The following is a 23,700-nucleotide window of genomic DNA, read 5'->3' as shown; positions in this document are numbered from 1 at the left end:
GGGCTAGGGGGGATCTCTGAGTGCTTAACATTACAGGCGATACCTTTTCAAACACCCTCTTAGAGCAGCTCCCATCCCGTTGAAGCGAGCAAGCCAAGCCGTTTTCCGATCAAAATACGCTCGCCTGCATCCCCGCCTCCCCCTGATTCCTCGATCAAGCGGGTGCATTGTCGAGACGTTTGGTGCATCCTACCGCACCCTTTCCTGTCGCTTGTTCTTAGCGCTGATTTTTACACAGTTTGCATCTGTGTAACCTTGCGTCTCTGCGGTTGCAGAGCGGCAGATCGTGCTGCCTCAGGCTTGCCCTGCTTTCGGGGACAGTCCATCGATTTGGGCCATTCATTCACCTGCTGTTTCATCCTTGCTTAGGAGCGCTCTTAGCCATGTCCGCAGTTTGTCTTCCCTCCCCGGTTTCTAGATTGTCCTCGTCTGCTTTAACCCATTCAACTCAACAAGTCCTGTTGGTTCCCAAAAGTGCCTGCACACTCGTCGTGTTTGACCGAGGCATTGCGGATCTGGGAACGCTGGTGGCGGGTGTGTCGGACGCTGCGGGTGTGCTGGTGCTGGATGCTCAGCAAGATGCGATCGCGCAAATTACGGCAGTTCTGACCCAGTATCCACAGATTGACCAAGTTCACCTCGTGGCTCACGGCAGCGAGGGCTGTCTGCAACTGGGCGATTGCCCCCTCTCTCTGAAAACCCTCGACCGCTACGCCTGGGAACTACAGTCCTGGTTTGCTGCTGCAAACGCGCCGAGCCAGGCGATGCTAATCCTCTACGGCTGTCGCGTTGCAGCAGGCGAAGCCGGAGCAGAGTTTCTGCAAAAGCTGCATCAACTGACTGGAGCCACAATCATCGCCTCCACCACCGACACGGGAAGCCTATCCCTGGGCGGCAACTGGGAACTGGAGATGCAGGTTGGCTCTGGCTCCTATCAGCCTGTGTTTTCTGAAGGGGCGATCGCCCGATTTTCTGGCATTCTCTCCCCTGTCCAGTTCAACCTTTCCGGCGTGCTGAACCGCGATGTCATCGCCAATACGGGGGACAGCATTCAAGACTCAATAGACAACCAAACCAACGTCATGATAACCCAGTCCGTTGCCACTGCCATTGGCGGGGCAAATGGTCAGGGCTTACCCGACAACGGCTTCTTCGCAGCCAATGCCTTTCGCCCCAATATGCAGCTCGCTTATAGCAACACCAACAACGGCAACAACGTTTGGTTTGCTACGGCCAATGGGCAGAGCATGAACTTTGCAGTTCCACCTGGTCAATATAGCGAAGTTCACATCGCCGTCTTGTCCACAGAAGGGGCATCCTCCATGCGGCTGACCTTTCACTACAGCGATGGCACCACGCAAACCACTGGCAGCATCACGATTCCTGACTGGTTCGACGAAATTACTGAATCTGCCTCGCTGTACTACATGATCAACGGCATGGATCGGGCCCGCAATACCGCAGGCACACTCTTTGAGGATGCCAACGATCCAGCCGTCTTTGGAGCACGCTTCCTGCCTAACACGGGCAAAACGCTGCAAAGCGTCACCGTTGAGAAAGTTGGTACGACAGGCTACCTCAACGTTATGGGCGCAACTGGCGTGGTTAACAACCCGCCCACAAACGTTAACCTCAGCAGCACCAGTGTTAACGAAAATGTCGCCGCTGGCTTCACAGTGGGTGGCCTAAGTACCGTTGATCCCGATGCAGGTAATACTCACACCTACAGCCTCGTAGCAGGTGCAGGAGATATCGACAACGCTACCTTCAGCATTGTTGGCAACCAGCTTCGGATCAACGCCTCACCCGACTTTGAAACCAAGAGCAGCTACAGCATCCGAGTCCGCACGACCGATCAGGGCGGGCTGTTCTTTGAGCGCGTCTTCACTATCAACGTGAACGACGTGAACGAAGCACCGACCAACCTGACGCTGAGCAACAACACGCGAGATGAAAATATTCCTGCCAATTCTCTGATTGGCAACTTCAGCACGGTTGATCCCGATGCAGGCAACACCCACACCTATAGCCTGGTGGGGGGTGCGGGAGATGCAGACAACGCTGCCTTCACGATTGTCGGCAACGAACTGCGGATCAACGCCTCCCCCGACTTTGAAACCAAGAGCAGTTACAGCATTCGGGTTCGCACGACCGATCAGGGCGGATTGTTTACCGAGCGCGTGTTCACAGTCAACATCAACAACCTGGAAGAAGCGCCGACCAACCTGCAACTCAGCAGCAATGACCTGTTAGAAAACGTCCCCGCCGATACCGTCGTCGGCACACTAAGTACGATTGATCCCGACGTTGGAGACACCCATACCTACGACTTGGTCAGCGGCACAGGCGATGAAGACAATGCCGCGTTCACGATTGTCGGCAATGAGCTGCGGATCAATGCCTCGCCCGACTTTGAAACCAAGAACAGCTACAGCATTCGGGTTCGCACGACCGACCAGACCGGGCTGTTCTTTGACCGCGTTTTGACGGTTTACATCAACAATGCAAACGAGGCTCCGACGGATATTACCCTGAGCAGCACCAGCGTTGAAGAAAACGTGGTGCCAGATACGGTAGTGGCCACGCTCAGCGCCGTAGACCCAGATGCAGAGGACGAGCATACCTATCTGCTGGTGGCAGGTGCAGGCGACGACGACAATGCCGCCTTTACCCTGGAGGGCAACGAGCTGCGAATCAACGATATGCCAGACTTTGAAGCCAAGTCGGTGTATCGGGTTCGGATTCGCGCCGTCGATCGCGATGGGCTGTTCTATGAAAAAGCCGTTCAGATCAACATTACGGATGTGGATGAGTCGGGCAATGTGCCGCCGACCAGCATTAGCCTCAGCACCGCCAGCCTTGATGAAAACGTTCCTGCCAATACCGTTGTGGGCACGTTTTCGACGGTCGATCCCAACCCTGGCGACGTGCATACCTACAGCTTGGTGAACGGGGTCGGCTCGACGGATAACGCGGCGTTTACGATTGTCGGCAATCAGCTCCGAATTAACGTATCGCCCGACTTTGAGGCGAAGCCCCGATATAACATCCGCGTGCGATCGCGCGACCAGAGTGGCGGCATTTTTGAGCGGCAGATGGTGATCACGGTTAACAACGTGAACGAAACCCCGACCGCTATCAATCTCAGCACGACGAATGTAAATGAGAACGTGCCGATGAACAGCACCGTTGCAGTTCTCAGCACAGTCGATCCTGATGTCGGAAACACCCATACCTATACCTTGGTGAGCGGCACAGGAGACACTGATAATGCAACGTTTAGCATTGTCGGCAATCAGCTTCGGATCAATATCTCGCCTGACTTTGAGAGCAAGAATAGCTACAGCATTCGTCTTCGCTCGACCGATCAGGGCGGATTGTTCACCGAACGCACGGTCAACATCGGCATCAACAACGTCAACGAAGCACCTACCAACCTAGAGTTCAGCGCTACGAACGTGAATGAGAACGTGCCTGCAAATAGTGTGATCGGCACGTTCACCACCACCGATCCTGATGCAGGCAATACCCACACCTACACGCTGGTATCGGGCGCTGGCTCGGCTGACAATGCTGCCTTCACCATCGTTGGCAATCAGCTCCGCATCCGCAATGCTCCCGATTTTGAAACCAAGCCGAACTACACGATTCGCGTCCGCACGACGGATCAGGGCGGGCAGTTCTTTGAGCGGCAGTTTAACATCGCGGTCAACGACCTGAACGACGCACCCAGCAGCATCACCCTCAGCAACAACACCGTCCGGGAAAATGATGTGGGTGTGGTGATTGGCCGCCTGACGGTTGCCGATCAAGATCGCAACCAGACCCACAGCTTTACGGTTAGCGATGAGCGTTTTGAAGTGGTGAATGGGCAACTGAAGCTGAAGTTTGGTCAGAGCATCGACTTTGAACAGGAAAAGCAGGTCAATCTCAGCATCACGGCCTTTGACAACGGGTCGCCCAGCCTCAGCCGCACTCAGAGCTTCACGATCAACGTGCAGGATGTACCAGAAATTGATGTGGAGAAGTTCCGCTCTGGCGTGACGGGGGCGCTGACCCAGCTTGCCGTGGTGCTAGACAACGACCTGGCGCGAAGTTCTCTGCCGATTCTGGGAACGCTGAGCGATCGCTACGTTCCTACGTTCCTAAGGAACCTGACCAGCACCTTGGTCAGCGGCATGGCTAATGAGGAGCAACTCACGGTCGGCGAGTTCCAAAACCGCATCAGTCGGAATCTGCCAGGTATTCGGGTACTGACCGACTTCAGTCAGGCGAAGCAGTTTGAAGTGACGCTGGACATGACCCAGACCTATAACCTGGGTTCCGTCGGGCTGAATAGCAACATGGGCCTGCCAATGCTGAGCATGAGAACCACGGGTTCTGCCAATGCCAGCGTCCTCGGCGGCATGAGGCTAACCTTCGGCTTCCATGACGATTTCGGCTTCTATTTCAACACGAACCCCAGCAAGACTTTCTTTGGGGCAGAACTGACGGCTGCGCTGTCGAATAACTTCAGCGCCCAGGCGACGCTGGGCTTCTTGCAGGCAAGCTTGACCAATGATCTGTCCAATCCTACGCGGGTGACGGGCGGCTTTAAGGCGCTGCTGAAGGACATCGACAATATTCCGGGTGCGCCCAACGATGGCGATCGCCTCACCCTCACCGAGCTGCGGCGACGCAACGCCAATTCCAGCTTCCGTGAACTATTTGGCACCGAATTTGCCATCACGCCAAACCTGGGCATGAAAGCCCGCACAGGCATCGCCAACTTTGAGGGAATGCCCTCCATCAACTTTGACCTGGCGCTCAAGTGGAACGCCTTTACCTACCGCGACGGCCGCAGCTCATCGGGCAGCCCTCAGCTTGAGTTCAACAACGTCACGCTAGATCTGGGTTCCTTCATCTCTGGCTTTGCCCGACCCGTCCTCACTCGCATCGACAACACCATTAGACCCTTCCGGCCGGTCATCAACTTCCTGAATGCTGACACTCGGATTCTCAGCAGTCTGGGCTTGACGGGCCCCTTTGACCAGAACCGCGACGGCCGGGCGACGGTCGTAGAAGTCGTCAGCACCCTCAGCCGATGGCGCTTTGGCCGCGGCATCGACACTCGGTTCATCGATGCCATTAGCGCTCTAGATGCCGCCATCACTGCCCTCAACCAGCTCACTGCCAGCGACAGCAACTTGGCCATCAACTTTGGCTCCTACAGCATTGGCACCGTAGACACCAATGCCACACCTAGCAGCCTGTCGCAGAGCAGCCCCCGCACCACCAGAGGGCAAAGCACAAACTCCCTGACCCAGGCTTCGAGCAACTCGCGTGTGCGGAACTTTATCAACGCGCTGAACCGGGTCGAGGGTCTGGGCTTCCCTATCCTGTCTGATCCCAACCAGGCGATTAACCTGCTACTAGGGCGCACGGCGACGCTGTTCCGCTATGACATGCCCGACCTAGACTTTAATCTCCGCCTAGAGCAGAAGTTCCCCGTGATTTGGCCGCTCGAAGGCAGGCTGTTCGGCGATATCCGGGTGCGAACCAACCTCGACTTTGGCTACGACACCTTTGGTTTCCAGGAATGGCAGCGAGCGGGTTATTCCAGTTCTGCTGCCTCCAGGCTGATTGATGGCTTCTATGTCACCGACTTCCCCGGCGACGAAATTACCGTCGATGCGACGATTGGCGCGGGCTTTGGGGTGAACGTGGGTGTGGCCGCAGGACGTATTGACGGGGGTCTGCGAGGCAGAGCAGGCATCGACCTGATCGACGTGGGCGAAAATTCTCGAAATCCAGTTTGGGATTCGGAATATAGCCGAGTCTGGAACGAAATCAATCGGCAGATTGGCCATATTTCTTTCCTCCGTCCACTCGTCGGCGCACAAACGATTGCAACGCTCAATTCGCGGGGTATTCGCGAGTTTGTTAACCTCAGCGACGGCCGTATCCGCACCACCGAGATTACGTCTCGCCTGAGCAATCCGCTGAGCCTGTTCCAAATCCAGGGCGTGGTGAATGTGTTCCTGGATGCCTATGCGCGAGTTGGGGTGCGGGTCTTTGGCAAGCTGATTGGCAAGGAATGGCGGAAGAACCTGGCGACGTTCAAAATTATGGAGTTCAGCGTGGGCGGCGGCGCTTCTGTAGGACGGATCAGCCAGAAATATATTTCGGGGGCCACGATCTTCCTGGATGCCAACAACAATGGGGTGCTGGACGAGAACGAGCCTTACACCATCAGCAGCTTCGACGGCTCCTACGAGCTGAAGTTTGCTACCGAACTGTTTGACAAGAATGAAAACGGCGTGATTGACCCCGACGAAGGACAGATCCTAGCGGTGGGCGGCTACGACACCTTCACCAACGAGAAGATGGATGTGCCGCTGTCGGCTCCGGTGGGCTACAGCATGATCACGCCAGTCACCACCATGATTAACGCGCTGGTGCGGATGGGCGATGTGGATGTGGCGACGGCCGCCGCTCAGGTGAGGGCGGCGCTGGGGCTGCCTGAGACGCTGGATCTGGGAACCTTTGACCCGATCATTGCTATGCGCGACGGCGACCCGAACGGGGCCAAGGTGATGGCGGCCCATGTGTCCATCTACACGCTGATGGATCAGGCGGCGACACTGCTGCGGGGGGCGACGGGGCTATCGGGCGAGATGCTGGCGATGCTGGTGACGGGGGCGATCGCCGATGCGATTGAACCGGGTAAGCCGCTGGATTTGAGCAATGCCTCGGTGGTGGCGAATATCCTGAAGACGACCGTTGGCGCACTGGAAATGGTCAGCCCTGCGCCAGAGCTAGCCAAGGTGACGGCGATCGCCGATCAGGTCGCTACCATTATGGCGGAAGGCGTGCAGCGGCTCCAGGCGGTGCTGGCAAAACCGGGCAATGCGGCGGCGCTGCTGCGAGAAGTCAGCGAACTCCAGGGCTTCTTGGTCAACAACACCTCGAAGGATCTAGCGGCTGCGATCCTGGGTACGAAGACCATTGATCAGGTGCTAGATGCCAATACGGGCGACGGGCTGCTGGCCGGGCTGAAGCGCCGCGAAGCCATGAAAAACCGAGCGACCCTTCCGGGCACCAACGAAATCGACTTCCTCAAGGGCACCAACCAGAGCGAAATTTTGGTGGGTCTGAAGAAGGGCGATCGCATCCGGGCACTGGGTGGCGACGACATGGTGGCCGGCGACTCGGGCAACGACTGGCTACACGGCGGCAACGGCAACGACACGCTGAACGGTGGGCAGGGCGACGATACCTTGATTGGCGGCGCGGGCGATGACGTGCTGATTGGGCGCAGCGGCAAAGACACGCTGATCGGCGGCAGAGGTCGCGACACCTTCCAGCTTGCCGCCAACAAGAAGGGCAGCAACCGCATCCGCGACTTCAAGGCCGCAGAAGACCGCATCGAAATCACGCTGGGTCGAGAGTTTGCAGAACTGCCTATTGGCAAAGGTATCAGCGCTGAGCAGTTCCGCCTGGGCAGCAAGGCAGCGACCGAAACCGAGCGGTTTGTCTATAACCAAAAGACCGGAGCGCTGTTCTTTGACCTCGACGGCAGCGGCGCGGGTCAGCAGGTGAAGATTGCTCAACTCAACGCTGGCGCGGCTCTGACCCATGCTCAGATTTCGATTGCTTAAGTAGGGCGTGATTGGGTGACAGGGCAATGAAACGCTAGTGTAAGCCACACGGCTTCGTTTAGACTCATCGAGGGTGTTTCCTGCGGGACGGCCCTCGATTTTTTTTGCGTTAAACCATGCTGCTAGACTTGCCAAATTCAATTCGCCTGATTGCCACCGACATGGATGGGACGCTGACCCGTCGGGGCAAGTTTACGCCGCTGCTGCTGCAAGCGCTGGAAGTCCTGCAATCGGCAGGCATTCCAGTGGTGATAGTGACGGGGCGATCGGCGGGCTGGGTGCAGGGCGTGGTGTCGTATCTGCCCGTGGCAGGGGCGATCGCCGAAAATGGCGGCGTGTTTTTTCCTGGAGACACCGAGCCGGAGTTCCTGGTTCATGTGCCTGATCTGGCCGATCATCGGCGATCGCTGGCCGATCTCTTTCACGACCTTCAAAACACGTTTCCCAAAATCCAGGAAGCCCCCGACAACCGCTTCCGGCTAACGGACTGGACGTTTGATGTGCGGGGCTTGTCGGCGGCAGATTTGCAAACGATGGGCGATCGCTGTCAGGACGCGGGCTGGGGCTTTACCTATAGCACCGTGCAGTGCCACCTCAAGCCCGCTGCTCAGGACAAAGCCAGCGCCTTAGAACAAGTTTTGCAGCGGCACTTTCCCCGCATCTTGCCCGCGCAACTGGTGACCGTGGGCGATAGCCCGAATGACGAGAGCCTGTTCGACAAAAGCCGCTTTCCCTATTCCGTCGGCGTGGGCAATGTGCGCCATTATCTCGATCGGCTGAGCTACAGGCCCCACGCGATGACGGAGGCTGAAGAAGTGGCTGGTTTTTGGGAACTCACTCAGCAAATCCTGGGTCGGCCGTTGTCGAGTGGTGCATAACCGGGTTTGCGATCGCCCACTGCTTTTGCGGTAAACTGTCGTACCAAGGCAAAGACTGTCGTACCAAGGTACAAACTGTCGTACCAAGGCAACCTGTAGGCAACCTGTAGGTAACCTACAGGCAACCTGCGAGTTCATCCCATTCTTGCTTATGAACCCAACTCAAAAACGCTTGCTAACTTGGCTGGGCTGCTCTGGTGCAGTGGCGCTGGGGTTGGTTCTGCCAAAGCCGCTGCTGGCGCAAACGGTGCCCATTCGAGAACTGATTTTCTCCAGCACACAGACGGGCGAAATGGTTCCGCCGGACGACTTGGACTGTGGCTGCACGGGATTGGGCGATGGGCTGGCGGTGCTGACTGGCTCAGACGCAGAGGGCGACATGGCGATCGCCCTGCGCGGTTGCGACTGTGCTGGATGCCGCTTTATTGCCCGCCAGGAGATGCAGCGCCAGTTGCAGGCGAGTCTCTCGATTCCAGTGCAACGGGTGGAGTAGTTTTCTGGAGGGCATTGCTGAATTAACCAGCGGGATTAACTAGCGGGATCAACCAACGGGTGGGAAGCCTGGGTCGCATCAAAGCCCGCCGCCAGCTAGCCCTGCTGCAAAATGTTGGCGATCGCCGCCTTCACGTCTGGATACTGATACGCAAAACCAGCTTCCTGCGTGCGCTTGGGGAGAACCTTCTGACCCTCCAGCACGACTTGGGCCGCGTCTCCCAGCAGGGCTTCTAGCGCAAAGGCAGGCACAGGCAGCCAGGAGGGGCGACCCATAATCTGGCCAAGCGTTTGGCAAAATTCCGCCATCCGCACCGGGTTGGGGGCCGTGGCGTTATACACTCCCGACAGGCTGGAATCGGTCAGAGCCTTCAGGATCAGGTTCACCAGATCTTCCCGGTGAATCCAGGAAAACCACTGACGGCCCGTGCCCAGCGGCCCACCCGCAAACAGGCGAAAGGGCGTGAGCATTTTACCCAGTGCGCCGCCCATGCCGAGAACGATTCCGGTTCGCAGGATCACGACTCGCGTACCGCTGGCGGCGGCCGACTCGGCGGCGGCTTCCCACGCCTGACACACCTGCGCCAAAAAGTCGTCGCCGGGGGCGCTGCTTTCGTCGAAGGTGGCGGTTTCGCTGGTGCCGTAGTAGCCGATGGCAGAGGCGTTGACCAAGACGCTGGGCTTGGGGCTTGCCTGGGCGATCGCCTCTACGATCTTCTCTGTTCCTACCTTGCGGCTATCGAGAATTTCCTGCTTGCGCTCCGGGGTCCAGCGCTCGTCGGCAATGCCCGCGCCCGCTAGGTTCACCACGCCATCGCAGCCGGAAAGCACCTGCTGCCAATCGCCCGACTCCAGCGGCGTGTATTCCACCACGTCCACATTGGGGAACGCCGACTGGGGAAAAACGCGATCGCCGTGTGCTTTGCTGCGGGTCAGCGCGATGACGTGATGCCCCTCTTCGAGCAACCGTTCAACTAGCCGCGTTCCTACAAATCCGGTCGCCCCGGTCACTGCAATTTTCACGATGCCTCCTCTGCCGAGGGTGCGCGGAAGCTCCGTCGGGTTCCACGCGCCATCAGGTTCGCTACGATTCTTAGTATATCGGCGTATATCGGCAGTGTATCGGCAGTATGTCGGCCGGGGGCCGTTGAGCAGAACCCGTTGTCAGAATGACACAAAGGGCTGAATGGCTTTGCGAGACAGCGCAACATTGAGAACCCCAGCGGCGATCGCCAGCATCAGCACACTCTCGCCACCCAGCAGCAGCAGCAGCGTCGGGTTGCCATGCAGTGTCCAGCCCGTCTCAAGCTGCGCCAACCCCCGCACCAGCGCAAAGGCCAGCACTGCGCCCGCGCTGAGGTGAGGATTTTCGCCCTGGCGCACCACGTAGCGATAGGTCACGCCAAACAGCAAGCCCGCCAGCATTGCATGGGCCAGGTGCAAACCAATCGACCAGTTGAGCGAAAAGACCGTCAGCGCGTTCCAGCGAGTGGCAAGCACCGTGTTGGCGATCGCCCCCACCAGCACCACCGTCCCGCAAACCAGGGCACTCAGTCCCCCAGCCTTAATCGACTCGATCCGCTCTGCCTGAAGCCGTTCCACCGTCTGCTCAATATCCCGAACAAATACCCGAACAAATACACAAAATAAATGCACAAAAAGACCCGGAGACCACGCCTACTACAAGCATCCCGTATTGCTGCTACCTTCCGGTCCTGACAAGGTTTGGGCGTTGTAGTCGCGTGGGTCCAGGTCTTCTCCACAATAACACGGCGCTGGGGGACAGGGATCAGGGCCAGGCTTCAAGTCGCTAGAACTGTCAGGCAGCCAGATGACACATCAGCGGCCAGCTTCCAGCCTTCACTCCCAGCCGCAAACCCTTCCCTCACAAGATCTGCGACAGGAACTTTTGCGTCCGTTCTTCCTTGGGATTGTTGAAAAAGGTTTCGGGTGTGCCTTCTTCCACCAGCAGCCCGTCCGCCATCAGCACCACGCGATCGGCCACCTCGCGGGCAAAGCCGACTTCGTGGGTCACGCAGACCATCGTCATCCCCGACCGGGCCAGCGTCCGCATCACGTCCAGCACTTCGCGCACCATTTCTGGGTCGAGGGCGCTGGTGGGTTCGTCAAACAGCATGATTTTTGGCTCCATCGCCAGAGCGCGGGCGATCGCCACCCGCTGCTGCTGCCCCCCCGAAAGCTGCCCCGGAAACTTCTTCGCCTGCTCCAAAATGCCCACCCGCTCCAGCAGTTGCAGCGCCTTTTCTTCCGCACGGGCCTTGGGCCAACGGCGCACCCAAATGGGAGCCAGCATCACGTTTTGCAGCACCGACAGATGGGGGAATAGATTGAACTGCTGAAATACCATTCCCACCTCGCGGCGAATGGCATCGATATTCTTTAGGTCGTGGGACAGGTGAATCCCATCGATGATAATCTTGCCCTTTTGATAGCTTTCCAGCGCGTTGAACGTGCGGATAAAGGTGGACTTGCCCGAACCGGAGGGCCCCATCACCACCACCACCTCGCCCTTTTGCACCGTCAGGCTAACGCCGCGCAGCACATGGAAATTGTTGTCGTACCATTTCTCCACATTTTCAGCCAGGATCACCGGCTCTGAGCCAACATGACCGTTGCCGTTGGTGATTGCGTCCGTGTGATACTGCGTCATTGGGAAACGTCCTAATCAAAATCAAGATTCATAGACTGCAATACAGCACTTTCCTGCGGAATAAGGCACGCCCTGTGCTAAAAACTCAAGGCTGACAGCCTCCTGCGTACCTCACTGGCTTCAAAAACGCTGTAGCTTGAATTGTACTGGTACAGCCGGGCGTTTGTGCAGTGTGATTCGCTACGACACGAAGCAAACCGATGGGCAATATAAAGCAATTACCGCAAGCAATCACCGCAAGCAATCGCTGCAAGTAATCGCTGCAAGTAATCACTGCAAGTAATCGCCGCATCTGAACTGAGGGCGATCGCAGATGACTGAGGGCGATCGCCCGCGACTCGTCCTTCGCCCCGATCTCCGCCCTTAGTAGGAATTCGGCAAAGCGAACAGAAAGCGCTACTATGGGTAAAATTAGCTGTTTCCAAATTAACCGTTTCTTAATCCCAGATTTCCGTCAAGGATCATCAAACGCTTGACTACACTTCTTTCGACCCAGACAGCCCAGTTTCTTGCCCAGCGCTACACCCTGGAAAATGGGCTAACGATTATTCATCAACAGGTTCCCACGCCCGTTGTCACGGTAGACGTATGGGTGCGGGCGGGGGCGATCGCCGAACCAGAGCCTTGGGCTGGCGTGGCCCATTTCCTGGAACACATGATCTTCAAGGGAACCGAGCAACTGCCGCCGGGATACTTCGATTACGTGATTGAAAACTATGGCGGCGTGACCAACGCGGCAACAAGCCACGACTACGCCCACTTCTTCATCAACACCACAGCCGAATCCCTGCCCGACACGCTGCCCTGTCTGGCAGAGCTGCTGCTGCGGGCGGCGATTCCCGATGAAGAGTTTGAGCGGGAGCGGGATGTGGTGCTGGAGGAACTGCGCCAGTCGGAAGACGATCCGGACTGGCTGGGGTTTCAAGCGCTGTCGGAAACGGTCTACCAGACCCATCCCTACGGGCGATCGGTGCTGGGCGATGTGGAACGGCTGATGGCGCTACGCCCAGAGGAAATGCGGTCGTTTCATCGCGCCCACTACCAGCCAGAGCGAATGACCGTGGTCATTGTGGGCAATGTCGATGCGGCCTATGCCATTGATCTGGCGCGTCAGGCTTTTTCAGACTTTGCCCCAGCGGTGGAGTTTCCCACCATTCCGATCGAGGCAGAGCCGCCGCTGGCAGGTATCCGACGGCAACACCTGCGGCTGCCCCGGCTGGAAACGGCGCGGCTGATGATGGCCTGGGTGGGCCCTGGGGTGGATCAACTCCAAAGCGCCTATGGGCTGGATGTGCTGTCGGTGCTGCTGGCGGGTGGGCGCACGTCGCGCCTGGTGCGAGAACTGCGGGAAGAGCGGCAGTTGGTTCATGACATTGGCAGCAGCTTTTCGCTCCAGCGAGATTCCAGCCTGTTTACGATCACGGCCTGGTTGGAGCCGGAGTATTTGGACGTGGTGGAAGCAATTGTGGGCGATCGCCTCTCGGCCCTCAGCGCTGCGCCCATTCCCGACGCAGAGCTAAACCGAGTGAAGCGGCTCTTGTGCAACGACTACGCCTTTTCTACCGAAACCTCCAGCCAGCTTGCCGGCCTCTACGGCTACTACAACACCATTGCCCAGGCCGAGCTATCCGTCACCTATCCCGATCGCATCCAGAGTCTCCAGGTCGAAGACCTGCACCGTCTTGCCAGTCAGTACCTCTCGCCCTGCCACTATGCCGTGACGACGCTGCGGCCCATTGAGGCTTGATTCAGCGGTCGGGTCAGCGGTCGGGACATCGGTCAGGGCAGAGGTCGAGTCAGCGGTCGGGCCCGAGTGGCAAGATCATGGAGTTGCAGAGGAGTAGCGTGACGGAACCGTTTGAGCATCTCTCTGAGCATCTGTCCGAGCCTCTGTCCGAGCCTCCAGTCTTGCTTCTACACGCTCTCCCATTCTTCTCTGCCATCCCTCAACCCTCCATCACTGCCGCACCCCTATGTCCAACTCCACCCTCCAACCTGCAGCGCTCCCCCTCCACCGGACGGTTCTCAGTAACGGTCTGGTCGTGCTGACGACGGAGAATTCGGCGGCTGATATTGTGGCGGCGCGGCTATTTGTGCGGGTGGGTAGCCGCTACGAAGTGCCAGAGCAGTCGGGCATTTCGCACCTGCTGACTTCGGTTCTGACGAAGGGCACCACGCACAAGTCTTCGATGCAGATTGCGGAACAAATTGAGTCGGTGGGTGCAAGCCTGGGCACGGATTCATCGCCAGATTATTGCCTGCTGAGCCTGAAAACGGTGTCGCGGGATTTTGCCGACATGCTGATGCTGGCGGCAGAATTGCTGCGATCGCCCTCCTTTCCCGAATCCGAAGTGGAGCTAGAGCAACGGCTGACCCTCCAGGGCATCCGCTCTATGCAGGAACAGCCCTTTGCGGTGGCGCAAAAGCAACTCCGGCAGGCAATGTATGGCGACCATCCCTACGCGCTACCGGGGCTGGGCACAGAAGAAACCGTGTCGCAACTCAGCCGCGCCGATCTGCTGAGCTATCACCAAACCCACTTTCGCCCCGATAATCTTGTCATCAGCATTACGGGACGAATTACCCCTGATGAGGCGATCGCCCTGGTGTCCGAAGCCTTTGGCGACTGGCAGCCACCGACGGATGACACTGGCGCACCCCTGCCGCTGCTATATCCACCCACGCCGCCCGTCCTATCCAACCCACACCGCGTGGCGACGGTGCAAGAGACGCAGCAGGCAATCGTCATGCTGGGCTACCTGGCCCCGGCAGTTCATGTAGAAGACTATATGGCGCTGAAACTGATCAGCACCTATTTGGGCAACGGGCTGTCGAGCCGTCTGTTTGTGGAACTGCGCGAAAAGCAGGGCCTCGCCTACGAAGTGTCAGCCTACTATCCCACCCGGCTGGATACGTCCCAGTTCATCGCCTACATGGGCACGGCTCCGAGCAACGTGGCGATCGCCCTCGATGGACTGCACCGCGAAGTGCATCGCCTCGCCGCCGAACCCCTCAGCGAAGACGAACTGCAATCTGCCAAAAACAAGCTGCTGGGCCAATACGCCCTCGGCAAACAGACCAACGCCCAAATCGCCCAAATCTATGGCTGGTACGAAACGCTGGGGCTGGGCATTGACTTTGACACCCAGTTTCAAGCGGCGATCGCCCAGATTACGCCAGACCAAGCCCAGGCTGCTGCCCAGCGCTACTTTATAGAGCCGTATGTATCACTAGTGGGCCCAGCAAGTGCAGTGGGGTAAGAAAAGAGAGAAAAAGCTCCCCTCTTCGTTCTTCCCTCTTCCCTCTTCCCCATCACTCCACTTCCTCCAGCCTCCTCTCACGCGGCCACCCGCCAGTCTCGCCCAAACCGCACACAGGTCAGCGCCAGCGCAATTTGCTGAGCCGCCAGATACAAACGCAGCAGCTCGTCTTCTTGCAGCGAGAAGGGCTTGCCCCAGCGGAGAGACAGCACGGCAATGCTGGCGCTTTGGAACAGCACAGGCAGCACCAGATGAGCCAATACGCCCTCTTCAGCGCTTTCGTTGACCTTCACCTGGGGCTTTTGGGTGGCGATCGCCTCTTGCACCACCGGGTCATCGCCCAGGGACGGCAGCGCAGTGCCATAGTTGCCTTGCAGCGTGCCGGGTTTGCCCGCTTCCACCAGATGCAGCGTGCAGCCATCGGCCTCATAGGTTTCCCCAAAGGTCTTGGCGATCGCCTCCAGCGCTTGCTCCAGCCCGGTCGCCTCCTGAGTCACTTTGACCAGCGTTCCCAGCAGGATCGTCTGCGACTGGGCGCGGCGCAGTTCTTCCGTGCGATGTTTTTGCACGTCATAGGTTTCCACCGCCCGCTGCACCACGGCTTTTAGCTCATTGGGGTCCCAGGGCTTGGTGATGTATTTGTAAACCTGCCCAGAGTTGATCGCGTCCACCAGGTCTTCCACGTCGGTAAACCCGGTCAGGATAATCCGCATTGTGTCGGGAAACTGGGGAACAGTCTTGCTGAGGAATTCAGTGCCCTTCATTTCGGGCATCCGCTGGTCGGAAATGATGACCGCGACTTCGCCCTCGGCGGCCAGCACCTCCAGCGCCATCACGCCGCTTTCTGCACGCAGCACGTTAAAGTCGCGCCGGAACGTGCGATAGAGCAAGTCCAAATTGTCTGGCTCGTCATCGACCACTAGCATTTTAGGCTTCTTGGGCCGCTCCAGGCTGGCCAACTGGCGATTAATATGTTCTAATTCCGGCAGTGCAATGTCCATAACCATCCTTGGCTGCTGTTTGACTGGCTGTGTTGCTGGGTAGTGGATTGAAAATGCTGCTTCTGAGCAGTGGCGAGGCTGAGTCGGCGTTTAATAGGCGTTTACACGGTTACAACAGATCTACAACACACCCCTTTGATAAAAAGAATCTCCAGGAACCGCTCGTCTGCTGTTCTCGTGATTTAGCAATGTGACTGGTTAACGTTTGGCTGTTGGATACAGCATTTGGAGACAACTGGATACAACCTGGATACAACATTTTCTGGCGGGGTCAGGTTCGCACTGCCCCGAAGAGACAGGGATTTCTGGGCCACCCCCGTTCCTCACTCGCTTCGAGAATGCTGTAACTGTGCTTTTAGTTTGGGCACATTTGTCGCAGTTATAACGCTACAGGAAAATAAAATTCCAAAACTGCGGGGTGGAGTGCCCAAAACCAAGAAAAATCGGGCGCTGTATAGTGGAAGATGTGCCTTGGTCAATTGCCCCGAATTGCCCCGAGTCGCCCCGAATCGCCCCATCGACCGACTGGCTCCTTAATCACACCCTGCTCAACGTCATGGTATCGCTTCCTCGCATTATTCTTCGAGATCATAAAGCCGATGCCGTGCGGCGCTTCCATCCCTGGATCTTTTCGGGGGCAATTAAGCGCATCGAGCCAGACGCGCAGGAGGGGGATTGGGTCGAGGTGTACAGCGATCGCGGCGAGTTTTTGGCGGCGGGCTTTTTCGGCGCAGGCAGCATTGCGGTCAAAGTCGTTTCGTTTCAGCCCGTCGAGTCGCTAGACGCGCTGTTTCTGCAACGGTTTCAGCAGGCCTACGCGCTGCGAAAACAGTTGGGACTGGCGGCGGGCGGTTCCTGTAGGGATTGCTTTGCGAATCGCCTCGATGCCAAACCCGATGCCAAACCCGATGCCACCTCCCATGCCAACCTCAATGCCAACCCCAATCCCACCAACTGCTACCGCCTGATCAATTCCGAAGGCGATGGGCTGCCGGGGCTGATTGTGGACTGGTATCACGGCGTGGCAGTGGTGCTGACCTATTCTTTGGGCATGGCCCAGCAGCGCGATCGCATTGTGGAGTGCCTGAAAACGCTCTACGGCTCCGACCTGCGGGCAGTGTATGACAAAAGCGCGGCCGTGCTGCACGGGGGCAAGTCTCAGCCCACCAATCAATACCTGTTTGGCGAAGCAAACCTGGGCGAAAAGCGACTAGGCGAGGTGCTGGAAAACGGGCATCGCTTTGCGGTGGACTGGGAAGAAGGGCAGAAAACGGGGTTTTTTCTGGATCAGCGCGACAATCGCCAACTGCTGTCGCAGCACGTCGCCGGAAAGAAGGTGCTGAATACGTTTTGCTATTCGGGCGGCTTTTCAGTCTATGCTCTGCAAGCAGGTGCGGCGGTGGTGCATTCGGTAGATAGTTCCGCAAAGGCGATCGCCTGGACAGAGCAAAATGTCTCGTTGAATCCGGCAACCCCAGGCACTCACCAGTCCTACGCTGCCGATGTGTTCAACTTTTTGAAAGACTGCGACGATGACTACGACGTGATCATCCTCGACCCGCCCGCCTTCGCCAAATCCCTCTCTGCCCGCCACCAGGCCACCCTGGCCTACCGCCGCCTCAACTATCTCGCCCTCCTCAAAATTCGCCCCGGCGGTCTGATTTTTACCTTTTCTTGCTCCCAGGTCGTCTCACTCGACAATTTCAAAGGGGCCGTCACCGCCGGGGCAATCGACGCAGGCCGCCCCGTGCGACTGCTCGGCCACCTCAGCCAGCCCGCCGACCACCCCACTAGCCTCTACCACCCGGAAGGGCAATATTTGAAAGGGCTAGTTTTGGAAGCGGGATAAAGGCGCGGTTTGCCACCGGGCAGGATTCACATTCCAAACGCAGGGCCGCCGCAAGGATGGTGTTGCAAAATGGGCGATCGCCGCTGAAACTGACTCGCCGTAAACAAGCCGCCATCAGGCATTCCCGCCCTGCCAATATTTCGGAGCTGCATCACACAGCGCACCTTGGGCTTCAGCGTTTTGCCCAGTTCGTTCAGCAGCGTTTCCAGCGCCCCATAATAGGACGTTTCCTTCACCGCCGCTCCGGTCGCTCGAATCTCTTGCAAATCACGGATATAGGCTTCAAAAGGATTCATAGCGGCTTTGGGGGACGAAGGGTGTGAGGTGATGCTCTCCTTCTCTCTAGGGAGAAGTCTACGAGAACGCCCTGTTTGACGGCGCTAATTGTGAGGCAATACTCCCCTTTTCCCTAGGGCTACTGTGTACACACAAATTGACTGGACTAGGGCAAATCCGTTGAGATCCCCCCTAATCCCCCTTAAAAAGGGGGACTTCCGATCCGGTTCCCCCCTTATTAAGGGGGGCTAGGGGGGATCAAAGGGGGGCTAGGGGGGATCAAAGCGTCGCCGCTTAAGAATAGAAGACTTGTGTGTACATACTAGCTCCCTAGGGAGAAGAGGATGAGGGGTTGCCAACTCAGTATTCCCACCGAACCCGCCCACGCATCGTTATAATTCACCTTTTCAGCTAGAAATCCGCTTTCTCCGACAATTTCGTCGACATCGCTGGCCCAAGTCGCCCGTTCGGAGGAGCGATAAGATTGAAGTGAAACAACCCAGGCGAGACTCTTGATGGCCTACAGCGACTTCACCCTAGCCAAAGTCAAATCCGCCTTCGGACTAACCACCCAGGAAAGCGGCAGCCTGTTCGCCAACATTCCCGCCGTCTCGCCGTCCCCTGCCCTGTCCCAAACCCTCACCGAATTCACCACCCTCGCCACAAGCATCGGCACCGAAAAAGCCCGCTCCGAATTTCTGATCGCGCCCATCCTGGCCGAAGTCCGCCGTCAGATGCACTACCGCATCGCTCTCTTTTCCGGCGTTGAGTTTAATGTGGATGCCGCGAGGGGCCTGCAAGGCTTTTGTGATTTCATTCTGTCCGCCTCCGCAGAGCAGCTCTACATCGAGGCTCCGGTGATGACCGTCGTCGAGGCAAAGCGGGAAGATATTATCGGTGGGCTAGGGCAGTGCATCGCCACAATGGTCGCCGCCCAGATTTTCAATGCGGAAAGAGAACAGCCGATTCGTCGCATCTATGGAGCCGTCACCAGCGGTACCAACTGGCGCTTCCTGATGCTCGAAGGAACGACCGTTTGGATTGATTCACCAGAGTATTACATCAGCCAGATTGGGCAAATTCTGGGAATTCTCATGCAGCCCTTTCAGCCAGATTTAGTCGGCAGCGCAACACCCTAATATCGATTCTCGATTTTGGATTTGCGATTTTGGATTGCCCGTCAAGCGTTTGCGGGGCCTCGGCCAATCTCATGCGTGGTGCTAAAAAGGTCAATTTTTATTGACAGGTTTTATCGCAGAACCGTACTTGCAATAATCGTCAGCGTTGCAGTTGCAATTAGCCCAAAGGCCAGGTTCACGACTTGATTAGAAGCTTTTTGGTACGCATCCACGCGCACATTGGTCTCGCCCAGCTCTTGCTTCAGCCCGTCCACATCTACCTTGAGGCTGTCTAGTTCAACCTTGAGATTGTCCAAGCGTTCTAGCACTGCTTTTTGAAAACTGTCGGACGTATCGGTGGCTTGCATGACGCTTTGCGTAGAGTAGCCAATCCTGAATCTAGCTAATCTAGCTATCCATTGAGCCTAGCTAGTTAGAAACCTGTTCCATAAGATTGCGGGTGGAAGCAAGGGTCACGCCGTCCAGTTATCCACAACTACGATTGGGATCTCGGCCGTCTCTAGGACGGATTGAGAAACAGAGCCGACTAGTCCCACTTCCCAGAGGCGATCGCCCCGTTTGCCCATGACAATCTCATCTACTCGAAACTCCTGAGCGACGCGCACGATTTCCTCTGGGGCGGGGCCGATCGTGGTGACAAAGCGGTGGCGGATATCGGCGAGGAGCGTTTCGGTTTGGGATTGCAGGCGCTGGATGCTGGCAGGGTCGTTGACCTGGACAACGTGCAGCACAATGACGCTAGCATCAGCGCGGCGGGCCAGTTCGGCGGCTTTGCGGAGGACGGCGGGGGCGAGGGGCGAGGTATCGACGGCGGCCAGGAGGGTGATAGGACGGGCGATCGCCACTTTGGTCGGGTCTACGTCGCCTTTTTCCAGCAGTCGGGGTGCAAACGTGGGGATGGCCCAAGCTCCCAGGGGTGCTGTGACCAGGATGGAAAGAGCGGCGATCGCCAGAATCGCTTCTCCACCCGCGATGCCCTGAGACAGCGGAATTGCGCCGATCGCCGCCTGCACCGTCGCCTTGGCCGAGTTTGCAGGCAGCAGAAACAGCCGCTCCTTCCAGTTCCAATTACTGCCCAGCGTAGACAGATACCAGCCCACCATCCGCCCGATCAGCGTACCGATCGCCAGAATCGCCAGCCCTACGCCCAGCGTGTTGCCCAACACATTGAGCTGAATGCTAGCCCCCAGCAGCACAAACAGAAAAATCTCCGCCACGCCCCACAGCGCATCAAACCCACCCCGCAGCCGCCGCGCCAGGGGAGCATCCAGTTCGATCAGGAAAAACCCCAGCGACATCACCGCCAGATAGCCCGAAAACAGGGGATATTCCTCTGCCAGCACCACCAGCAGCAGCGCAAACCCTGCCGCCACCAGCGCATCCTGTACAGCGTTTTGCGTCCAGTTTTGCTTCGCCAGCAAAAAGACAAGTAACTGCGCCGTCAGCCAGCCCAGCAGCACCCCCAGCGCAATTTGCAAGATCAGCTGCAGCGGCAGCAGTTGCAGGGGGGTGAGCGTGAGGCGGCCGGGGAGGGTTAGCCCCGCCGCCGCGCCCTGGGAGAGAAACGCCAGCAGCAGGCTAAACACCAGCAGCAGCAGCACGTCCGACAGGGCACTCCCCGTCAAAATGGCATCGGGAATGCCCTTTTGTACGCCCCAGCCCAGACTCTTTAACCGCAGCATTCCGGGTACGATGACGGCGGGCGACTCTGCACCGATGATGCAGCCCAGAAGCAGCCCTGTGGCAAAGTCAAACCCCAGCAGCCAGATTGCGCCGAGGGCGATCGCCACTGCCTCCAAGGCCGCAGGCAAAAAGCCAAGCCGCAGCGCCACAGTCCCCTGTTGAGCCAGTTTTTCTCGATCTAGCCCCAGCCCGGCCTTCATCAGGATGACCATGACGGCGATCGTCCGCAACACACCTGCTGACTCCAGTAGCTCTGGCGCGAGGGTCTGCGTCACTTGGGGGCCCAGCACGATGCCCGCCAGCACCATACCGACGAGGGCGGGCAGTTTCAGCCGTCGTGCTAGTTGTCCGGCAAAGAAGCCGATGAGGAGAGTCCAGAGGAGGCTTGGCAGCATTTTGGGTCTTGGGTCTTGGGTCTTGGGTCTTGGGTTTTGGGTTTTGGGCTTTGTAAAATTGCGCTACGCAAAATTGCGCTACGCAAAATTGCGCTACTTTCTACTCCGCGTGATTTCTACCGCGACTTGTCCTGTAAAGTCGGGAATCGGCGGGTTGACCTTGGTCAGGCGCACGGTGACTTGTTCAACCTGGCCGCTGGAGAGCATGATTTGGGCGATCGCCCCGGCCAGTCGCTCGATCAGGCGAAACCGTTCGGTGCGAATGAGTTGGAGAACGGTGGCCACATTGTTGCGGTAGTCGTAGGTGTCTTCTAGGCGATCGCTCTCTGCTGCTTTGGATAGATCAACCCACAGGGTCAAGTCCACCTGAAACCATTGCCCCAAGACCTGTTCTGCCTCCAGATAGCCTGAATAGCCAAAGGCCCGCAGCCCGGTTAAATAAATGCAATCTGCCATTAATCCGCAATTCATTTAATTCGACAAAGCCTGATCCGCCCAACAGGCCCAGCAGGCGGTAATGTCCATTCTCCTGGGTGGCACGACGAAGGGAGTTGCTGGACGCTCAGCAGGCGCTGATCTGGCAATCCAAAATCGCAAACCCGAAATCGAGACAGAACCTACGCACTTGCGATAAGTTTGCTGGGCTTTGGACGATTTCTCGCGGGCACAGCCTTCGAGAAATCGTCCAGATGCGTAAGTCCTACGAGAATTAACAAAATTAACAATAAGCCACAATAAGCCAACTGTACGCTAAATCGCATCATCCAAGCGGCAGAAGCGTATCAGGAATTCTGTCATCTCCTATCAGGTCGGCTTTCTGTTTTGCTGCCCGCTGTTTTTGTTTTGTAGGGCAGAACCACTGCTCTTGACTCCTGCTCTTTCTGAGGTCAATCCGTTGGCTCAGCCCAACTTAGGCGTTCCAAAAAACCTCAAACGGCTATCTCTGATTGCCTTCCAAAACTTCCATCACGTCCTGGATGGAGCAGCCCAGCACCCGCGCCAAGGGCACCAGCATCGAGCCGTCTATGTCGCCCATCGACAGCGCTTCCAACTTTTCTTTGGGCAGTCGATAGGAATCGCAAAACCGTTCAAATTCAGCATCGGTTACGCCTAGCTCGTCTTGGCGCTGCTTTAGCCAGCGGGCGATCGCCCCCACGCCCGACCGAGGCTGCGTCGCCCTTGCCAGATACTTGTTCACCAGTTCCTCAATCTCGCTGTTGCCGCCGCCCGCACGACTCACTAGGTCATAGCACGCCAGCCGCAGCGCCCTGCGAGCGCGATATTCTTCGTTCAAGATATTGGCAACGCGGATCGCGATATCGGGCTTCAGAAAGCCCACCAGTTCGTCGTCATAGTGCAGCGGCACCAAGGCATCGTTGGGACGAATTTCCCAGGCGGGCGTGTCGTCAGGTAGAGGCATAGGGACGGGTTCCGAAAGGGCGAGTTCCGCAAGGGGATCTGAAGATTTCTGAACGGAGAAGGGGGCGATCGCCCACCCTAAACTTGGATCTTAGACTTGGATCTTAATGCAATCCGCACCATCAATCCGAATTGGCTTCCAGACAGTTCCCGCGAAGTCCTGATCGACCACAGTTGATGGTTCCAGATCGAGGATTCGAGTTTGCTTCCGAACGGATTCCGAATGGATTCCAGATTCATTTTCCAAATTCATTCCAGGTTTGTCCCCAAATCCGTCCTGATACGTGTCGTCATTTCCGTAAAAGTCATTGGTAGATGCACCCTGATTCAATAACCTCCGGTTTCGCGGCCGGAGGTTTTTTTTGCGCCTGACAAGCTTGTGGGAAAGCCACCGTGGGACAATAGAACCGCTGCGTTTGGAAGCCTCCATGCTAAAGCGATGGATTGTCACGGTGCTGGTCGCGATTGGTCTGACGATGCAGGGCTGCACGTCCGTCACGGCGGCGCTCGATCGCTATGTAGACAGCACCGAGGGCTATGAGTTTCTCTATCTCAACAGTTGGGTGCCCGTCACGGTGAAGGACGGCCCCCAACTCGTGCTGCATGACCTGATCGAAAGCACCGAAAATGTCAGCGTGATCATCAGCCCCGTGCCCGACGACAAAACGCTGGAAGACCTGGGCAGCCCCAGCGAGGTGGGCTATAAGCTATGGAAAAACGCGCTGCAACCCAACCCGGCCGGGCGACGGGCGGAGCTAATCAGCGCCGAATCCCATGAGGTCAACGGGCAAACCTATTATTTGCTGGAATTTGCCGTGGACGCGCCCGATCTCCAGCGCCACAACCTAGCGAGTGTCGCGGTAAAACGAGGCAAACTGTACACCTTCAACCTATCCACCACAGGACGGCGCTGGGCCCAGGCTGAGAAGACGTTTCGGACGATTGTGGAGTCGTTTTCGGTGAGCTAGTGATGAACTAGCCCATTGCGCGAACCTGT

At 57.5% G+C, this 23,700-nt stretch carries 16 protein-coding genes, 1 other RNA gene and 1 pseudogene; 8 read left to right on the top strand and 10 right to left on the bottom strand.

What is annotated here, in order from left to right:
* Positions 1-461 precede the first annotated feature (461 nt).
* From HNI00_RS19190 to HNI00_RS19180, 3 genes are all read left to right on the top strand, one after another.
* Positions 462-7,640 (top strand): DUF4347 domain-containing protein, encoded by a 7,179-nt coding sequence (locus HNI00_RS19190; RefSeq protein ID WP_316788554.1) that lies wholly within the window; start codon positions 462-464, stop codon positions 7,638-7,640.
* Between the two features lie 116 nt (positions 7,641-7,756).
* Positions 7,757-8,518, top strand: a complete 762-nt coding sequence (locus HNI00_RS19185; protein ID WP_316788552.1) for an HAD family hydrolase — start codon at positions 7,757-7,759, stop codon at positions 8,516-8,518.
* A gap of 151 nt (positions 8,519-8,669) precedes the next feature.
* Complete coding sequence (locus HNI00_RS19180) at positions 8,670-9,011, top strand: hypothetical protein (protein ID WP_316788551.1); 342 nt, start codon at positions 8,670-8,672, stop codon at positions 9,009-9,011.
* A 95-nt stretch (positions 9,012-9,106) separates the two neighbouring features.
* Here the strand turns inward: HNI00_RS19180 and thyD are convergent, their stop codons facing one another.
* The 4 genes from thyD to HNI00_RS19160 form a co-directional block, all read right to left on the bottom strand.
* Positions 9,107-10,033 (bottom strand): thylakoid membrane protein ThyD, encoded by a 927-nt coding sequence (gene thyD / locus HNI00_RS19175; protein WP_316788549.1) that lies wholly within the window; start codon positions 10,031-10,033, stop codon positions 9,107-9,109.
* Positions 10,034-10,174: 141 nt separating this feature from the next.
* Complete coding sequence (locus tag HNI00_RS19170; protein ID WP_297078810.1) at positions 10,175-10,666, bottom strand: hypothetical protein; 492 nt, start codon at positions 10,664-10,666, stop codon at positions 10,175-10,177.
* A 2-nt stretch (positions 10,667-10,668) separates the two neighbouring features.
* An RNA gene (ffs, locus tag HNI00_RS19165) (signal recognition particle sRNA small type) lies at positions 10,669-10,765 on the bottom strand.
* Between the two features lie 130 nt (positions 10,766-10,895).
* Positions 10,896-11,681: an amino acid ABC transporter ATP-binding protein gene (locus HNI00_RS19160; RefSeq protein ID WP_316788546.1), complete on the bottom strand. Its 786-nt coding sequence runs from the start codon at positions 11,679-11,681 to the stop codon at positions 10,896-10,898.
* A gap of 472 nt (positions 11,682-12,153) precedes the next feature.
* Here HNI00_RS19160 and HNI00_RS19155 point away from each other — a divergent pair, with 472 nt between their 5' ends.
* Together HNI00_RS19155 and HNI00_RS19150 are read left to right on the top strand one after the other, a co-directional pair.
* The gene (locus HNI00_RS19155; RefSeq protein WP_316788544.1) at positions 12,154-13,428 is read left to right on the top strand and encodes a M16 family metallopeptidase; all 1,275 of its coding nucleotides are present in this window, start codon (positions 12,154-12,156) and stop codon (positions 13,426-13,428) included.
* Between the two features lie 226 nt (positions 13,429-13,654).
* Entirely contained in the window at positions 13,655-14,941 is a 1,287-nt protein-coding gene (locus HNI00_RS19150) for a M16 family metallopeptidase (RefSeq protein WP_316788542.1), read from the top strand.
* A 77-nt stretch (positions 14,942-15,018) separates the two neighbouring features.
* Here the strand turns inward: HNI00_RS19150 and HNI00_RS19145 are convergent, their stop codons facing one another.
* The gene (locus HNI00_RS19145) at positions 15,019-15,942 is read right to left on the bottom strand and encodes a response regulator (protein WP_316788540.1); all 924 of its coding nucleotides are present in this window, start codon (positions 15,940-15,942) and stop codon (positions 15,019-15,021) included.
* Between the two features lie 556 nt (positions 15,943-16,498).
* Here HNI00_RS19145 and HNI00_RS19140 point away from each other — a divergent pair.
* Entirely contained in the window at positions 16,499-17,791 is a 1,293-nt protein-coding gene (locus HNI00_RS19140) for a class I SAM-dependent rRNA methyltransferase (protein WP_316788538.1), read from the top strand.
* 68 nt (positions 17,792-17,859) lie between these two features.
* On the opposite strand, the pseudogene HNI00_RS19135 reads toward HNI00_RS19140, so the two are convergent.
* A pseudogene (locus tag HNI00_RS19135) lies at positions 17,860-18,087 on the bottom strand (DNA methyltransferase); the annotation flags it as partial.
* A 495-nt stretch (positions 18,088-18,582) separates the two neighbouring features.
* Here HNI00_RS19135 and HNI00_RS19130 point away from each other — a divergent pair.
* Entirely contained in the window at positions 18,583-19,206 is a 624-nt protein-coding gene (locus HNI00_RS19130) for a hypothetical protein (protein WP_316788534.1), read from the top strand.
* Between the two features lie 110 nt (positions 19,207-19,316).
* Here HNI00_RS19130 and HNI00_RS19125 read toward each other — a convergent pair whose 3' ends face one another.
* The 4 genes from HNI00_RS19125 to HNI00_RS19110 all read right to left on the bottom strand — a co-directional run bounded on the left by HNI00_RS19125 (position 19,317) and on the right by HNI00_RS19110 (position 22,704).
* Positions 19,317-19,553, bottom strand: a complete 237-nt coding sequence (locus tag HNI00_RS19125) for a ssr2422 family thylakoid membrane protein (RefSeq protein ID WP_316788532.1) — start codon at positions 19,551-19,553, stop codon at positions 19,317-19,319.
* Positions 19,554-19,658: 105 nt separating this feature from the next.
* Positions 19,659-21,284, bottom strand: a complete 1,626-nt coding sequence (locus HNI00_RS19120; RefSeq protein WP_316788530.1) for a cation:proton antiporter — start codon at positions 21,282-21,284, stop codon at positions 19,659-19,661.
* A gap of 93 nt (positions 21,285-21,377) precedes the next feature.
* Positions 21,378-21,740: a dihydroneopterin aldolase gene (folB, locus tag HNI00_RS19115; RefSeq protein ID WP_297078803.1), complete on the bottom strand. Its 363-nt coding sequence runs from the start codon at positions 21,738-21,740 to the stop codon at positions 21,378-21,380.
* A gap of 481 nt (positions 21,741-22,221) precedes the next feature.
* Complete coding sequence (locus HNI00_RS19110; protein ID WP_297078802.1) at positions 22,222-22,704, bottom strand: hypothetical protein; 483 nt, start codon at positions 22,702-22,704, stop codon at positions 22,222-22,224.
* Positions 22,705-23,131: 427 nt separating this feature from the next.
* Between HNI00_RS19110 and psbP the strand changes: the two genes are divergently transcribed.
* Entirely contained in the window at positions 23,132-23,671 is a 540-nt protein-coding gene (gene psbP / locus HNI00_RS19105) for a photosystem II reaction center PsbP (protein WP_316788528.1), read from the top strand.
* The last annotated feature ends 29 nt before the right edge of the window (positions 23,672-23,700 follow it).

Source organism: Thermoleptolyngbya oregonensis NK1-22 (assembly GCF_032705245.1).
GTDB classification, from domain to species: Bacteria; Cyanobacteriota; Cyanobacteriia; order Elainellales; family Elainellaceae; genus Thermoleptolyngbya; species Thermoleptolyngbya sichuanensis.
The sequence above is the reverse complement of the archived record's forward strand: the minus strand, read 5'-3'. Positions and strand labels throughout refer to the sequence as shown.

Coding starts and splice junctions, on each gene's coding strand:
- HNI00_RS19145 (WP_316788540.1), bottom strand. CDS start 15,942: ATGGACATTGCACTGCCGGAATTAGAACATATTAATCGCCAGTTGGCC.
- psbP (WP_316788528.1), top strand. CDS start 23,132: ATGCTAAAGCGATGGATTGTCACGGTGCTGGTCGCGATTGGTCTGACG.
- HNI00_RS19185 (WP_316788552.1), top strand. CDS start 7,757: ATGCTGCTAGACTTGCCAAATTCAATTCGCCTGATTGCCACCGACATG.
- HNI00_RS19110 (WP_297078802.1), bottom strand. CDS start 22,704: ATGCCTCTACCTGACGACACGCCCGCCTGGGAAATTCGTCCCAACGAT.
- HNI00_RS19140 (WP_316788538.1), top strand. CDS start 16,499: ATGGTATCGCTTCCTCGCATTATTCTTCGAGATCATAAAGCCGATGCC.
- HNI00_RS19125 (WP_316788532.1), bottom strand. CDS start 19,553: ATGCAAGCCACCGATACGTCCGACAGTTTTCAAAAAGCAGTGCTAGAA.
- HNI00_RS19160 (WP_316788546.1), bottom strand. CDS start 11,681: ATGACGCAGTATCACACGGACGCAATCACCAACGGCAACGGTCATGTT.
- HNI00_RS19120 (WP_316788530.1), bottom strand. CDS start 21,284: ATGCTGCCAAGCCTCCTCTGGACTCTCCTCATCGGCTTCTTTGCCGGA.
- folB (WP_297078803.1), bottom strand. CDS start 21,740: ATGGCAGATTGCATTTATTTAACCGGGCTGCGGGCCTTTGGCTATTCA.
- HNI00_RS19150 (WP_316788542.1), top strand. CDS start 13,655: ATGTCCAACTCCACCCTCCAACCTGCAGCGCTCCCCCTCCACCGGACG.
- HNI00_RS19130 (WP_316788534.1), top strand. CDS start 18,583: ATGGCCTACAGCGACTTCACCCTAGCCAAAGTCAAATCCGCCTTCGGA.
- HNI00_RS19180 (WP_316788551.1), top strand. CDS start 8,670: ATGAACCCAACTCAAAAACGCTTGCTAACTTGGCTGGGCTGCTCTGGT.